The following is a 13,861-nucleotide window of genomic DNA, read 5'->3' on the forward strand; positions in this document are numbered from 1 at the left end:
TATGCGGCTTGCGGAGGCGTCAGCCCCGGAGCACCGCCCCGGTCCGCTCGCCCGCGAGGGCGACCGCCGCGTCCCGCGCGGCCGAAGCCTCGTCCACGGTCAGCGTGCGGTCGGCGGCCCGGAACCGCAGCGCGTACGCGAGCGACTTCCGGCCCTCCCCCAACTGCTCGGCGTTCTCGTACACGTCGAACAGCCGGATGGACTCCAGCAGCTCACCCGCACCCTCACGCAGCGCCGCCTCGACCTCCACGGCCGGCACCGGCTTGTCGACGACGAGGGCGACGTCCTGCGTGGCGACCGGGAACGTGGAGATGCCCGGGGCCTGCGGGGTACCGTCGCCCACCGTCTCCAGGGCGTCCAGGTTCAGCTCCATCGCGCACGTGCGCTCGGGCAGCCCCAGGGCCTTGAGGACCCGCGGGTGCAGTTCTCCCGCGTGGCCCACGACCTGCTCGGCGCCGTCGGCGACGACCACCAGCTCGGCGCACCGGCCGGGGTGCCACGGACCGTACTGGCCCTTGCGGACGATCAGTTCGGCACCGGCTTCCCGGGCGACGGCACGCCCCGCCTCGACCGCGTCGGCCCAGTCGGCCGGACGGCCCTTGCCCCACCAGCCGGCCTGCTCGCGGGCGCCGGCGAGGACGACGGCCACGTGCCGGGGCTGCTCGGGCAGCGCGGCGTTCAGCGCGGCGATCTCCTCGTCGGTGGGACGCCGGTCGACGGGCAGGTGCGTGGCGCCGCGCGACTCCTCGCGCGGCAGGAAGACCAGCCCGGTCTCGAACAGGGCGAGGTCGTGCGAGCCCCGGCCGTCGTTGCGCCGCAGCGCGCCGAGCAGGCCCGGCAGCAGCGTCGTGCGCAGCGCCGGCTCCTCGTCGTTGAGCGGGTTGACCAGCTTCACGACGCGGCGGGCCGGGTCGGCGGCCTCCAGCCCGAGCTGGTCGAAGACCTGCTCGCTGACGAACGGGTAGTTCGGCGCCTCGACGTAGCCCGCGCCGGCCAGCGCGCGGCCGACCCGGCGGTGCAGCCGCTGGCGGTGGGTCAGGCCACGGCCCGAGGGCGGCTTGGGCAGCGTGGAGGGCAGGTTCTCGTAGCCCTCCAGGCGGATGACCTCTTCGGCCAGGTCGTTCGGGTCGACCAGGTCGGGGCGCCAGGACGGGACGGTGACCACCAGTTCGTCCTGCCCGTACACGTCGCAGCCGACCTGCTGGAGACGGCGCACGACCGTCTCCCGGCCGTAGTCGACGCCCGCGACCTTGTCCGGGTGGCCGGCCGGGAGGGCGATGGTGTGCGGGGCCGAGGGCGCGATGATCTCGGTGACGCCGGCCTCCGCGGTACCGCCCGCGAGGAGGACCAGCAGGTCCACGGTGCGCTGCGCGGCGGCAGCGGCGGCCTGCGGGTCGACGCCCCGCTCGAAGCGGCGGGACGCCTCGGAGAGCAGCTTGTGGCGGCGGGCCGTCCGGGCGATGGAGACGGCGTCGAAGTGGGCGGCCTCGATGACGACGTCGGTCGTGCCGTTGACGCCGTCCTCGTGGTCGGCGATCTCCGTGTTGGCGCCGCCCATCACACCGGCGAGGCCGATGGGGCCGCGCTCGTCGGTGATGACCAGGTCCTCGGCGTGCAGCTTGCGCTCGACGCCGTCGAGCGTGACGAGCTTCTCGCCCTCCTGCGCGCGGCGCACGCCGATCGTGCCCTGGACCAGGGACCGGTCGTAGGCGTGCAGCGGCTGGCCCAGCTCCATCATCACGTAGTTCGTGACGTCGACGGCGAGCGAGATCGGGCGCATGCCGACCTTCTGCAGCCGGCGCTGGAGCCAGATCGGGGAGCGTGCCTCGGGGCGCAGGCCGGTGACGGTGCGCGCGGTGAAGCGGTCGCAGCCGAACGGGTCGGAGACCTGGACCGGGTAGCCGTAGGCGTTCGGCGCGGGGACGTCGATCAGCGCGGGGTCGCGCAGCGGCAGGCCGTAGGCGATGGCGGTCTCGCGCGCGACACCGCGGATGGACAGGCAGTCGCCGCGGTTGGCGGTGACGGCGATGTCCAGGACCTCGTCGACCAGCTCCAGCAGCTCGATGGCGTCCTTGCCGACCTCGGTCTCCGGCGGCAGCACGATGATGCCGTGGGTGCCGTCGTCGCCCATGCCCAGCTCGTCGCTGGAGCAGATCATGCCGTGGGACGTCTTGCCGTAGGTCTTGCGGGCGGAGATGGAGAAGCCGCCGGGCAGCGTGGCGCCGGGGAGGACCACCACGACCTTGTCGCCGACCTGGAAGTTGCGGGCGCCGCAGACGATCTCCTGGGGCTCGCCCGTGCCGTTGGCCTGGCCGACGTCGACGGTGCAGAAGCGGATCGGCTTCTTGAAACCGTCCAGTTCCTCGATGGTCAGCACCTGGCCGACCACCAGGGGGCCCTTGAGGTCGGCGCCGAGCTGCTCGACCGTCTCGACCTCCAGGCCGGCCGAAATGAGCTTGGCCTGGACGTCGCGGCCGGTCTCCGTGGCCGGCAGGTCGACGTACTCCCGCAGCCAAGAAAGCGGGACCCGCATCAGATCTCCATCCCGAACGGCCGGGTGAACCGGACGTCACCCTCGACCATGTCTCGCATGTCTTCGACGTTGTGGCGGAACATCAACATCCGCTCGATGCCGAACCCGAAGGCGAAGCCGCTGTACTTCTCCGGGTCGACGCCGCAGGCGGTGAGCACCCGCGGGTTGACCATGCCGCAGCCGCCCAGCTCGATCCAGCCCTCGCTGGAGCAGGTGCGACAGGGCCGGTCGGGGTTGCCGACGGACTCGCCCTTGCAGACGTAGCAGAGCATGTCCATCTCGGCGCTCGGCTCGGTGAAGGGGAAGAAGTTCGGCCGCAGCCGGGTCTTCATGCCCTCGCCGAACAGCGACTGGACCATGTGGTCGAGGGTGCCCTTGAGGTCGGCCATGGTCAGGCCCTCGTCCACGGCGAGCAGCTCGACCTGGTGGAAGACGGGCGTGTGGGTGGCGTCCAGCTCGTCGGTGCGGTAGACGCGGCCCGGGCAGATCACGTAGACCGGCAGCTCACGGTCGAGCAGGGAGCGGATCTGCACGGGCGAGGTGTGGGTGCGCAGCACGACGCCGGACTCGGCGCCGCCGTCGGGCCCCTGCACGAAGAAGGTGTCCGCCTCACCGCGCGCCGGGTGGTCCGGGCCGATGTTCAGGGCGTCGAAGTTGAACCACTCCGCCTCGACCTGGGGGCCCTCGGCGACCTCGTAGCCCATGGCCACGAAGATGTCCTCGATGCGCTCCGAGAGCGTGGTCAGCGGGTGGCGGGCACCGGCCGGGACGCGGTCGTACGGCAGCGTGACGTCGACGTCCTCCTCGACCAGCACGCGGGCGTCCCGCTCGGCCTCCAGCTCGGTCTGGCGGGTGGCGAGGGCCTTGTTCACGGCGCCGCGGGCCATGCCGACGCGCTTGCCGGCCTCGGCCTTGGCGTGCGGGGGCAGGGCGCCGATCTCGCGGTTGGCGAGGGCCAGCGGGGAGGCCGGGCCGGTGTGGGCGACCTTGGCCTCGTGGAGCGCGTCGAGGGAGTCCGCGGCGGCGAAGGCGGCGAGCGCCTCGTCCCGCATGCGCTCGATCTCTTCCGGTTTCAACGCCTCGACCTCGACAGGGTCGTACGACTTATTGGGTGCCGACATCTCTTCCCGTGCTTCCGATTGTCCCCCAGCTGACGCTGGGAGGTGCCCCCTGGCGGATGGTCCCCGTGACCGGCGTAGAGGGCCGTGCAGGACACAAAGGTGCCAAAGGCCGAGTCTAACGGGGTGGACGTAGACGAATGGCCCGTGGGCCGCTAGGCGAGATACGCCGGCGCGCTCACGGGCAACGTAAACCGGAACTCGGCGCCGCCGCCGGCGGCCCGGCCGACCGTGATCGTGCCGCCGTGGGCCTCCACGATGCCCTTGACGATGTACAGCCCGAGGCCCGTGCCGCCGCGCTTGCTGCCCCGCCAGAAACGGGTGAAGACGCGGTTCATGGACTCCTCCGGGATGCCGGGCCCCTCGTCGCTCACGGTGACCGACGTGCCGTTCTCCTCGCCCTCGCGCGGGGACGGCGTGGGCGTGACGTCAATGGTGACGGTTCCCTCGCCGTGCCGCACGGCATTTTCGATGAGGTTGCTGAGCACCTGGTCGATCTTGTCGGGGTCGGCCCACAGGGCGGGCAGCGGCTGTTCGATGCGGAGCAGGAAGCGGTCGGCGGGCTGGCCGGCGGCGACGTAGGCCTGGATGTGCCGGGAGACGGCGGCGCCGATGTCGACGGGCTGGCGGCGCACCTCCAGCCGCCCGGAGTCGATCCGGGAGATGTCCAGCAGTTCGGCGATCAGGCGGGTGACCCGGTCGGCGTCCGCGTCGACGGTCTCCAGCATGAGCCGCTTCTGGTCGTCGGTGAAGCGTTCCCACTTCGCGAGCAGGGTGGCGGTGAAGCCCTTCACGGAGGTCAGCGGGGAGCGCAGCTCGTGGGCGACGGTGGCGATCAGCTCGGCGTGGCTGCGCTCGGTGCGGCGGCGGGCCTCGGTGTCCCGCAGGGAGACGACCACGCTGCGCACCGGCCCCAGCGGCTCGTCGCGCACGTAGCGGGCGGAGACGAGGACCTCCCGGCCGCCGGGCAGCAGCAGATTGCGCTCCGGCTGCCGCACCCGGATGGCGAGCCCGCCGTAGGGATCGGTGAGCTGCCACCAGCGGCGCCCCTCCAGGTCCTCCAGGGGCAGCGCCTTCTCCAGGGGCTGTCCGAGGGCGTCGGCGGGCCGCACCGCGGTGATCCGCGCGGCGGCGGCGCTGAAGCAGGTCACGCGGCCGTGTTCGTCGGCGACGACGAGGCCGTCGGGCAACTGGTCGGGATCGACGCCGGAGCCGGCGCACCGGGGCGCGGACGCGCGGCGCGCGTCCCCTCCTTCCGGCGCGGTGCTCGTGCCGGCCACACTCATCCCCGTACCCCACCTCTCAGACGGCGCAGGGCCCCGCGCTGGTCACCCTACTAGCTCTCGGTGACGGAGCGGCACCCTCCGGAGGCGCGCTGTGCACGGGCCGACGCGTAGAGACATACGGCGGCGGCGGTGGCGAGGTTCAGGCTCTCGGCCTTCCCGTGGATGGGGACGCGTACGACGGCGTCGGCGAGGGCGCGGGTCTCCTCCGGCAGGCCCCAGGCCTCGTTCCCGAACACCCAGGCGGTGGGCCCGCCCATGGTGTCCTTGTCCAGTTCCTCGTCCAGGTCGCGGTCGCCGGCCCCGTCGGCGGCGAGGACGCGCACCCCGGCCTCCTTCAGTCCGGCCACGGCCCGCTCGACGGGGACGCCGACGGCGACGGGCAGGTGGAAGTGCGAGCCGACGGAGGCCCGGACGGCCTTGGGGTTGTACAGGTCCACGGAGGCGTCGGTGAGCACCACGGCCTCGGCGCCGGCGGCGTCGGCGCAGCGCAGCACGGTGCCGGCGTTGCCGGGGTCCCGCACATGGGCGAGTACGGCGACCAGCTTGGGCCGGGCGGCGAGGATGTCCTCGAACGGGGTGTCCAGGAACCGGCAGACGCCGACCAGGCCCTGCGGGGTGACGGTGGTGGAGATGTCGGCGATGACCTCTTCGGAGGCGAGGTGCACCCGGGCGTCGGCGCTGCGGGCCGCGCCGATGATGTCGGCGTACCGCTCCGCGGCCTCGACCGTCGCGAACAGCTCGACCAGCGTCGCCTGTCCCCCGGCCCGGTGCCCGGCAGCCTCTCGCACGGCCTGCGGCCCTTCGGCCAGGAACAGCCGATCCTTGCCCCGGAAGTTCCGCTTGGCCAGACGCCGGGCGGCGGAGACACGGGCGGACCTGGGGGAAATCAGCTCGGGAGAGACGGAGGGCATCCTTTTACCTTCGGCGACTTGTCGCCCCCCTCGGGGGCGCGGGGCTCTGTCGGTATGCGGCTCCGCCGCGTGGGCGCGAGCGACCACGACGGACCGGCGGCCGAACCACGTGCGGTGGGCCCCAACGACAGGACCCGCAAGCCATAACAGCCTGCGGGTCCTACAGTGAGCGTCGGCTCAGAGCCAGCGCGGCGTCACGCGGCCTTGGGAGCGTTCACGTCCGACGGCAGCGCCTTCTGCGCGACCTCGACGAGCGCCGCGAAGGCGTTCGCGTCGTTCACGGCCAGCTCGGCCAGGATCTTGCGGTCGACCTCGACGTTCGCGGCCTTCAGACCCTGGATGAAGCGGTTGTAGGTGATGCCGTTGGCGCGGGCAGCGGCGTTGATGCGCTGGATCCACAGCTGACGGAAGTCGCCCTTGCGCTTCTTGCGGTCGTTGTAGTTGTAGACCAGCGAGTGGGTGACCTGCTCCTTGGCCTTGCGGTACAGGCGCGAACGCTGACCGCGGTAGCCGGAAGCCTGCTCGAGGATCGCCCGGCGCTTCTTGTGGGCGTTGACTGCCCGCTTGACGCGTGCCACTTGTTAACTCCTTGTAGCGGGGTCGTGGTGGTACTCACACGACCCGGAATCGATTCGGTCCCGGTCCCGACGCACGGCGCTCAGAGCGCCGCCGCGTCACTTGCCGAGAAGCTTCTTGATCTTCGCGGCGTCGCCCGGGGCCATCTCGGCGTTGCCGGTGAGGCGACGCGTGACGCGGGACGACTTGTGCTCGAGCAGGTGGCGCTTGCCGGCGCGCTCACGGAGCACCTTGCCGGAGCCGGTGACCTTGAAGCGCTTGCTGGCACCGCTGTGCGACTTGTTCTTCGGCATAGCGCCGTTATCTCCTCGTCGGTGGCGCTCCGGTGCCCGGTCGTGAAACCGGGCACGGTTGGAGCGTCGCTCTCTTCTTTCGGTTACATCCTCGGGGACGTACGGGGACGTACATCCCCCGGGATCACGCCTCGGCAGGCTCCTCGGACGGCGCCTCAGCCTCGGCAGGGTTCTGCGACTTACCGGGGTTCGCCTTCGCTTCGGCCTTGCGGGCCTCCTGCGCCTGGCGGGCCTCGGCCATCGCCTCGGTCTTCTTCTTGTGCGGACCGAGGACCATGATCATGTTTCGGCCGTCCTGCTTCGGGTTCGACTCCACGAAACCGAGGTCCTGGACGTCCTCCGCGAGCCGCTGCAGCAGTCGGTAGCCCAGCTCGGGGCGGGACTGCTCGCGACCACGGAACATGATCGTGATCTTGACCTTGTCGCCCTGCTTGAGGAACCGGACGACGTGACCCTTCTTGGTGTCATAGTCGTGCGGGTCGATCTTCGGCCGGAGCTTCATCTCCTTGATGACCGTGTGCGCCTGGTTCTTGCGCGCCTCACGGGCCTTCATGGCCGACTCGTACTTGAACTTCCCGTAGTCCATGAGCTTGCACACGGGCGGACGGGCGTTCGCCGCGACCTCGACCAGGTCCAGGTCGTACTCCTGCGCAAGCTCCAGTGCCTTCGCGAGCGGCACGATGCCGACCTGCTCGCCACTGGGACCGACAAGTCGCACCTCGGGAACGCGAATCCGGTCGTTGATGCGGGGCTCGGCGCTGATGGATCCTCCTCGGTAGCACCACACGGCGGTCTGGCGGACAGCCGCGTAACGTCTCTTTTCGTTAGACCTAACCGCGCCGAAGCACAAAAAATGCCCCGGACGATCACAGGCGGGGCTCCAAACAACCGGAGCACCGCCGCGATGCCGCGGGGCGCACTTTCGGGCGACTCCATCGTCCGTACGGAACGATGGGGGCCGCCTGACCGGATGACCCGCCGTCCCGGAGGACGGTCAGGTGGGAGATCGGAGCCTCCACTTGTGGGCCGGACACAGTTATGTCCAGCCGGTCGTCCTCCAGATTAGCAGGATCGCTTGACAAGGGCGAATTGAGGGGTGCCCGGCGCGACCACCTAAGGTGTGGGGCATGAGTGACACCCCTGCTGAGTCTTCCGAGGCTCCCGACTTCGACGCGATGACCCGGGACATCGCCGAGGTCCCCGCCGTCGAGGTGATCGTGACGGTCGCCGTCAACCTGATGAGCGCCGCCGCCGTGAAGCTCGGGCTGAGCGAGGAGGGCGAGAAGTACAAGGACCTGGACGAGGCCCGCAAGCTGATCACCGCGCTCGCCGGTCTGCTGGACGCGAGCGCCACCGAGATCAGCTCCTTCCACGCCGCCCCGCTGCGCGACGGCCTGAAGTCGCTCCAGCTCGCGTTCCGTGAGGCGTCGATCGTCCCGGACGAGCCGGGGCACGGGCCGGGCGAGAAGTACACCGGCCCCCTCTACAGCTGACCTACTCCTTCACGTACAAGGGCTCGCCCGGAGGCGTGGTCCCGGCCGGCAGCAGCGCCAGGTCGAGGCCGCGCACCAGGCGGGCCCGCAGCGTTTCGTCGGCCGCGAGCCGCTCGGCGACCGCGCGGGCGGCCTCGGCGGGCGGCGCGGCCGGGTCGAGGACGAGGGCGAGGGTGCCGTCGGCCTGCCCGGGCCCGAGGTGGGCGCGCAGCACGGCGGGCTCCGCCGCCACCGCCGTACGGACGGCCCCCACCACGGCGGGGTCGGTGAGCGGGTCGATGCTGGTGCGGCCCTCGGCGAGCGCGAGGAGCGCCGGGCCGGTCAGCTCGAACGGCACCGGTCCGGCGAGGTCGAGCACGACCGTGTCGGCCTTCTCGTGCGCGGCGGCCTGGAGGGCCTGGTGCAGGGGTACGGCGACCGGGCGGGCCGCGGGGTCCCAGCGGGCGAGGGAGTCGGTGGAGGTGAAGGCGGGCAGCGCGGTGCGGTCGCCGGCCTTCAGCGTGGGTACGGCCATGTCGCTGGTCTTCTCGCGGCGCAGGCCGTTCTCGTCCTCCTCGACCTCGCCGAGCACGGCGACGACGGGGACCAGCAGACGGGCGCCCCTGAGCGCCTCCAGGACGGGCCCGAGGGCACTGCGGTCCTCGGCCCAGGCGGCGAGCGCGGCGCTCAGCCGGGGATCGGCGGAGCCGTCGTCGTCGGAGAAGCCGGGGTCGGGAATGTTCTTGTTCGCCACGGTCCCCGACCCTATAGGGGGGAAGCCGCCTGCCCTGTGGGGGGCCGGGAACGACGGCGTCACCGCGTTCACGGGAATCTCAGTCTGCCCTGACCCGGCTCTCACGTCCGTCCAACGGGCCGCACAGCCGGCGCCCCGAGCATCGCGGGCATGGAGCCCTCCGGAGCCCGCCGTCGCCGCCGCGCGCGCCCGTCCACGCGCCGCACCTTCCTGTGCACCGCGCTCACCGTCGTCGCCGTGGGCGGGGTCACCGCCGGCGGCACGGTCTACGTGAAGGGCCGGGCGCGCTCCGGGACCGTGGCCGTATCGTCGGCGGCGGCGCCCTCGGTCACCGCCTCGGCCAGGGCGGGGAAGGACGCGTCCGTGACGGAGCCCGCCACGGTGGACCGGCAAGCGGTGGTGAGCGCCGCGGTGGCGAAGGCCGAGGTGCCGTCGGGCGCTCGGGTGCCGGTGGCGGTGCTGGCCCCGGAGTCAGGGGAGAGCGCCGTGTACGGCGACGCCGCCTTCGACACGGCGAGCATCGTCAAGGTCGACATCCTGGCCGCGCTGCTGCTCCAGGCGCAGGACGCGGGCCGGCGACTGACGGCGCGGGAGCGGGCGTACGCCACGACGATGATCGAGAACAGCGACAACGCCTCCGCGACGGCGCTGTGGCACACGATCGGGCGGGCGGCCGGGCTGGACGCGGCGAACGAACGCTTCGGGCTGACGCGGACCTCCGGCGGGGACGGTGAGCTGTGGGGGCTGACCCAGACCACCGCGGCGGACCAACTGGTCCTGCTCCAGCAGGTGTTCGGGGCGGAGTCGAAGCTGAGCGCGGCCTCGCGGGCGTATCTCCAGGGGCTGATGAAGTCCGTCGAGTCCGATCAGCGGTGGGGGGTGTCGGCCGCCGCCGAAGGAAACTCCTGGGCGCTGAAGAACGGGTGGCTGCCGCGCAGCGCGACCGGGCTGTGGGACGTCAACAGCATCGGCCGGGTGACGGTGGACGGGACCGACTACCTGGTGGCGGTGCTGTCGGACGGCACGGCGAGCCGGACGCGGGGGATCGCCCTGGTGGAGGCGGCGGCGCGGGCGGCGGTAGGGGCGTTTGGCGACAAATGATCCATCGCGTTCGGCCGTAAAGGATCCAGCGGCTGTCGAGCAATTGATCTAGCGTGCAAGGGACTTGACGATGAGCAGGCCGGACGCCGACCAATTCTTTGCCGAGCCGGCGTCCGGCCGCGGAAGGAGCCCGGTGCCTCCCGTACGCCCCACTCGCCGATCCCTCATAGCCGGTGGCCTAGAAGCCGTCGCAGCCGTCGCCGTTCCCCTGTCGGCTCCCGGACACGCCTCAGCGGCCGGCCTCATCCCCATCCGGCTGGCCGGACCGACCGGGCCCGCGCCGGTGGGCGCCGTGGAGCTGCACCTGGTCGACCGGTCGCGGACCGAACCCCGGTCGGACACGGGAGCGCCGCGTGAGCTGATGGTGACCGTGCACTACCCGGCCGCCGACGTACGTGGTCACGCGCCGCTGCCGTGGCTGCCGTCCGGTGCCGAGCGGGCGGTGAAGGCCCGCTTCGGCGGCGCGGTGGACGGCTACGCGCTGCCGTGGACGCACAGCGCGGACCGGGCGCCGGCCAGACCGGGCCGCCGGCCGGTGCTGCTGTACTCGCCGGGCTACACCTCGGACCGCACGTTCAACACCCTCGTCGTCGAGGACCTGGTGTCCTGGGGGTACGTGGTGGTCACGGTGGACCACCCGTACGACTCGGGCGAGGTGGAGTTCCCCGACGGCCGCGTCGTAACCCGCCCCGAGCCGGATCCGGCCGGCCGGGCGGAGGGGGTCGCGGTGCGCGCCGACGACCTGCGGTTCGTGCTCGACCAGTTGGCCGTGGTGAACCGGGGCGGCAATCCCGACGCACAGCGGCGCCCGCTGCCCCGCGGTCTGCGCGGGAGCCTGGACCTCACGCGGACCGGCGCCTTCGGGCACTCCCGGGGCGGTGCCGCGTCGGCGGCCGTCATGTACCGGGACGAGCGGGTGCGGGCCGGCATCGACCTGGACGGCGCGCTGTACGGGCCGGTGGTCGAGCACGGTCTCGACCGGCCGTTCCTGCTGATGGACACAGCCGTGCACGACGGCATGGACCAGGACCCGACCTGGCACCCGTTCTGGGAGCGACTGCGCGGCTGGCGCCGCTGCCTGCGGCTCGCGGACGCCGACCACAACTCCTACACGGACCTCGTGGCCATCGCGCCCCAGGTCCCGGTGGTGGTGCGGCAGCAGTTGCAGGCCGGTACGATCCCCGCCGACCGGGCGGTGGCGGCCGTACGGGCCACGGTGCGGGCCTTCTTCGACCTGCAACTCCGAGGCCGCCCCGACACGGCGCACCTGCTGCACGGCGCTTCGCCGCGCTACCCGGAGATCGGGTACATCGCCGGATAGCGGCTCAGGCCGGGTGCCTGCGGCCCCGCCACAGGATCACCCCGGCCACCAGCAGGACCCCGCCCGCGCCGCCCGCGAGCGGGGCCGCCCAGTCGGAGGGGCTGCTCGTGGCCTTGGGGGTGTCGGGGCCGGCGCCGAAGTACTTCGCGCCGTAGGACGCGGCCTTCAGGCCCCGGGGTCCCAGGCGGGCGGCCGACCTGAGGGCCGCCGCCGGGTCGATCATGCCGAAGCCCCGCGAGTCGTCCCGGCCGCCGACCGGGGCGTCCCGCGCGGTGTCCTCCAGGAGCTGCTTGATCTGGGCGGGGGAAAGACCTGGGTGGGCGGCCTTGATCAGGGCCGCCGCGCCGGAGACGAAGGCCGAGGCGGCGCTCGTGCCCCAGCCCGCGTAGTACTTGTGGTCGGGGTCGGCGATGACGACGTCGACGCCGGGCGCGCTGACGGCCGCGTACCAGCGGCGGGTGGAGAAGGCGGCGCGGGTGCCGTACTTGTCCACGGCGGTGGCGGCGATGACGCCCGGGTAGGCGGCCGGGTAGGAGACGTGGTCCCCCTTGTCGCCGCCGTTGCCCGCGGAGGCGACCACGACCACGCCCTTCTTCAGGGCGTACTGCACCGCCTCGTCCTCGCCGGGTTCGGGATGGGCCGAGTTCGAGTCGTCGCCGAGGGAGAGGTTGATGACGTCGGCGCCGTGGTCGGCGGCCCAGCGGATGCCGTCGGCGAGGGCGCTGCCGCGGGTGGTGCGGGCCTTGGCGCGGGCGGGGTCGCCGTCCTCCAGGATCACCCGGACGGGCAGGATCTTCGCCTCGGGGGCGACGCCCATGACGCCGTCCGTGCCGCCGGGTCCGTGGCCGTGACCGGCGATGATGCCGGCCATGGCGGTGCCGTGCCGGGCCCAGGTGCGGTCGCCTGGTCCCGCGCCGAAGCCGATCATGTCCTTGTCGGGCAGGACGTTGCCGGCGAGGTCCGGGTGGTCGGCCTCCACGCCGGTGTCCAGGACGGCGACGGTGACGCCCCGGCCCTTGGTGGTCCGCCAGGCCTCGTCCAGGTGGAGGGCGCTGAGGCCCCACTGCTGGGCGCGGATGCCGTCGGCGTGGGCGGCGGCGGACGGCAGCAGGGCGAGGGGGACGGCGAGCAGCAGGCTCACCGCCGCCTTGGCGGCGTGCCTGGCCGGGTGCTTCATGAAGGCTTCTCCGTGGCCGTGCCGACGGTCTTGCGCAGGCGCCGTTCGATGCGGTCGGCCAGGCCCTGGGCCTCGTTGCCGAGACCGGCCTGGGCCGGTGCCGTGGTGGCGCCGGAGCGGACGGCGTCGGCGGCGGGCTGGGGCGTGTCGACGGTACGGCCGTCGGCCCAGCCGGAGACGGCGTAGGCGACGACGGGGGCGTCGGTGAGGACGGAGACGGTCCACGAGGCCCGCTGCCGGTCGCCGAACCCGGCGGCGGCCGTGCCGGCGGCCGCGTACGGCCGGGGCATCAGATCGGCTCGGCTGTCCAGGTGTTCGTCGCGGAAGCGGGCGGCGAGCGCGGACATCGCTGCGGGGTCGGCCTTGGTGAAGAGCAGGCCGACGGTGGTGACGTAGGTCTGGGTGGCGTCGGTGTAGGTGGCGCGCAGCAGCCGCTGGCAGCCGACCGGGGCGAGGGCCTTGTGCAGCAGCGGGTCGAGGGCGTGGGCGCAGTCGCCGTCCCGGGCCACGGCGATGCGGGTCCAGGTGCGGTCGGCGCCGCCGGGGCCGGCGCCCGTGCCCTGGACGGTGGGCGGGAACAGTTCGTCCACCGGCACGCTGTGCCAGAGGGTCCGGGCCGTGCCGAAGGCGTTCCCGGCGCCGTCCGCCCCGCCGTCGCCGGTGAGCCAGGTGCCGGTCGCGGCACCGCCGATGAGCCCGAGCCCGAGCACGAGGCAGGCAGCGGCGGCGACGGTGCGCGCCCCGACCCGGGGACGCGTCCGCCCCCCGAACCCCTCGGGTTCCCCGAACGACACGAGCGGCCGCCCACCAGTTCCGGCCGCCCAGGAGTGAGCGGGGTCGGGCGCGGGACGCACGGGATGAGCGGGAGCCATGGGGGACCAGGCCCCGGCCACGGCCTGATCGCTCACCGGCCCGGGCGGGGGGACGACACCCCCACGGGGTTCCGCCGCCTGCCCGGGCGTTGACATGCCATCAGCACGGGCGGTGCTTGTCCGTCCAGGCGCGGACACCCCACCCATGCGGGGGTTCCCCGCCTGCCCAGGCAGCGGCACGCCACCCGTACCGGGATTCGCTGCCTGCCCGGACGCGGACACACCACCCGCACGAGGATTCGCTGCCTGCCCGGACGCGGACACGCCACCCGCGCGAGGCTCCCGTACCTGCCCAGACGCGGACACGCCACCCGCGCGAGGCTCCCGTACCTGCCCAGACGCGGACACACCACCCATGCGAGGGGCCTCTGCCTGCCCGGGCGTGGACACACCATCGGCACGGGGACTGCCCGCCTGGCCAGGCGCGGACACCCCACCCATGCGAGG

The 13,861-nt window shown here is 72.9% G+C and carries 13 protein-coding genes; 3 read left to right on the forward strand and 10 right to left on the reverse strand.

The window, feature by feature from the left end:
- Positions 1-19 precede the first annotated feature (19 nt).
- The 7 genes from pheT to infC all read right to left on the reverse strand — a co-directional run bounded on the left by pheT (position 20) and on the right by infC (position 7,504).
- Positions 20-2,533 carry a phenylalanine--tRNA ligase subunit beta gene (pheT, locus tag OO52_RS27945; RefSeq protein WP_030654747.1) on the reverse strand — a complete coding sequence of 838 codons (2,514 nt, stop codon included), beginning with the start codon at positions 2,531-2,533 and terminating at the stop codon, positions 20-22.
- Positions 2,533-3,654 carry a phenylalanine--tRNA ligase subunit alpha gene (pheS, locus tag OO52_RS27950; RefSeq protein ID WP_031186297.1) on the reverse strand — a complete coding sequence of 374 codons (1,122 nt, stop codon included), beginning with the start codon at positions 3,652-3,654 and terminating at the stop codon, positions 2,533-2,535. Before pheS ends, pheT begins: the two co-directional genes overlap by 1 nt.
- Before the next feature lie 152 nt (positions 3,655-3,806).
- The gene (locus tag OO52_RS27955) at positions 3,807-4,937 is read right to left on the reverse strand and encodes a sensor histidine kinase (RefSeq protein WP_030654741.1); all 1,131 of its coding nucleotides are present in this window, start codon (positions 4,935-4,937) and stop codon (positions 3,807-3,809) included.
- Between the two features lie 50 nt (positions 4,938-4,987).
- On the reverse strand, positions 4,988-5,848 hold the full coding sequence (locus OO52_RS27960) for a TrmH family RNA methyltransferase (protein WP_030654738.1): 861 nt from the start codon (positions 5,846-5,848) through the stop codon (positions 4,988-4,990).
- A gap of 194 nt (positions 5,849-6,042) precedes the next feature.
- Complete coding sequence (gene rplT, locus OO52_RS27965; RefSeq protein WP_006141703.1) at positions 6,043-6,426, reverse strand: 50S ribosomal protein L20; 384 nt, start codon at positions 6,424-6,426, stop codon at positions 6,043-6,045.
- 96 nt (positions 6,427-6,522) lie between these two features.
- Positions 6,523-6,717 carry a 50S ribosomal protein L35 gene (rpmI, locus tag OO52_RS27970; protein ID WP_004933563.1) on the reverse strand — a complete coding sequence of 65 codons (195 nt, stop codon included), beginning with the start codon at positions 6,715-6,717 and terminating at the stop codon, positions 6,523-6,525.
- A gap of 124 nt (positions 6,718-6,841) precedes the next feature.
- Entirely contained in the window at positions 6,842-7,504 is a 663-nt protein-coding gene (gene infC / locus OO52_RS27975; protein WP_030654735.1) for a translation initiation factor IF-3, read from the reverse strand.
- A 340-nt stretch (positions 7,505-7,844) separates the two neighbouring features.
- Here infC and OO52_RS27980 point away from each other — a divergent pair, with 340 nt between their 5' ends.
- Positions 7,845-8,210, forward strand: a complete 366-nt coding sequence (locus tag OO52_RS27980) for a DUF1844 domain-containing protein (protein ID WP_030654732.1) — start codon at positions 7,845-7,847, stop codon at positions 8,208-8,210.
- Between the two features lies 1 nt (position 8,211).
- Here OO52_RS27980 and OO52_RS27985 read toward each other — a convergent pair whose 3' ends face one another.
- Positions 8,212-8,943 carry an SseB family protein gene (locus OO52_RS27985; protein ID WP_030654729.1) on the reverse strand — a complete coding sequence of 244 codons (732 nt, stop codon included), beginning with the start codon at positions 8,941-8,943 and terminating at the stop codon, positions 8,212-8,214.
- Between the two features lie 150 nt (positions 8,944-9,093).
- On the opposite strand from OO52_RS27985, the gene OO52_RS27990 reads away from it, so the two are divergent.
- Together OO52_RS27990 and OO52_RS27995 are read left to right on the forward strand one after the other, a co-directional pair.
- Positions 9,094-10,044, forward strand: coding sequence for a serine hydrolase (locus OO52_RS27990; protein ID WP_030654726.1), 951 nt, complete (start codon positions 9,094-9,096; stop codon positions 10,042-10,044).
- 292 nt (positions 10,045-10,336) lie between these two features.
- Entirely contained in the window at positions 10,337-11,365 is a 1,029-nt protein-coding gene (locus OO52_RS27995) for an alpha/beta hydrolase family protein (RefSeq protein WP_030654724.1), read from the forward strand.
- 4 nt (positions 11,366-11,369) lie between these two features.
- Here the strand turns inward: OO52_RS27995 and mycP are convergent, their stop codons facing one another.
- Both mycP and OO52_RS28005 read right to left on the reverse strand, forming a co-directional pair.
- The gene (gene mycP / locus OO52_RS28000; RefSeq protein WP_030654722.1) at positions 11,370-12,542 is read right to left on the reverse strand and encodes a type VII secretion-associated serine protease mycosin; all 1,173 of its coding nucleotides are present in this window, start codon (positions 12,540-12,542) and stop codon (positions 11,370-11,372) included.
- Positions 12,539-13,252, reverse strand: coding sequence for a hypothetical protein (locus OO52_RS28005; protein WP_037630532.1), 714 nt, complete (start codon positions 13,250-13,252; stop codon positions 12,539-12,541). The genes mycP and OO52_RS28005 overlap by 4 nt, the downstream gene beginning before the upstream one ends.
- Positions 13,253-13,861 lie beyond the last annotated feature (609 nt).

The sequence above is a fragment of the Streptomyces flaveolus genome, from assembly GCF_000716535.1.
Lineage (GTDB): Bacteria > Actinomycetota > Actinomycetes > Streptomycetales > Streptomycetaceae > Streptomyces > Streptomyces flaveolus_A.

Coding starts and splice junctions, on each gene's coding strand:
- pheT (WP_030654747.1), bottom strand. CDS start 2,533: ATGCGGGTCCCGCTTTCTTGGCTGCGGGAGTACGTCGACCTGCCGGCC.
- pheS (WP_031186297.1), bottom strand. CDS start 3,654: ATGTCGGCACCCAATAAGTCGTACGACCCTGTCGAGGTCGAGGCGTTG.
- OO52_RS27955 (WP_030654741.1), bottom strand. CDS start 4,937: ATGAGTGTGGCCGGCACGAGCACCGCGCCGGAAGGAGGGGACGCGCGC.
- OO52_RS27960 (WP_030654738.1), bottom strand. CDS start 5,848: ATGCCCTCCGTCTCTCCCGAGCTGATTTCCCCCAGGTCCGCCCGTGTC.
- rpmI (WP_004933563.1), bottom strand. CDS start 6,717: ATGCCGAAGAACAAGTCGCACAGCGGTGCCAGCAAGCGCTTCAAGGTC.
- OO52_RS27980 (WP_030654732.1), top strand. CDS start 7,845: ATGAGTGACACCCCTGCTGAGTCTTCCGAGGCTCCCGACTTCGACGCG.
- OO52_RS27990 (WP_030654726.1), top strand. CDS start 9,094: ATGGAGCCCTCCGGAGCCCGCCGTCGCCGCCGCGCGCGCCCGTCCACG.
- mycP (WP_030654722.1), bottom strand. CDS start 12,542: ATGAAGCACCCGGCCAGGCACGCCGCCAAGGCGGCGGTGAGCCTGCTG.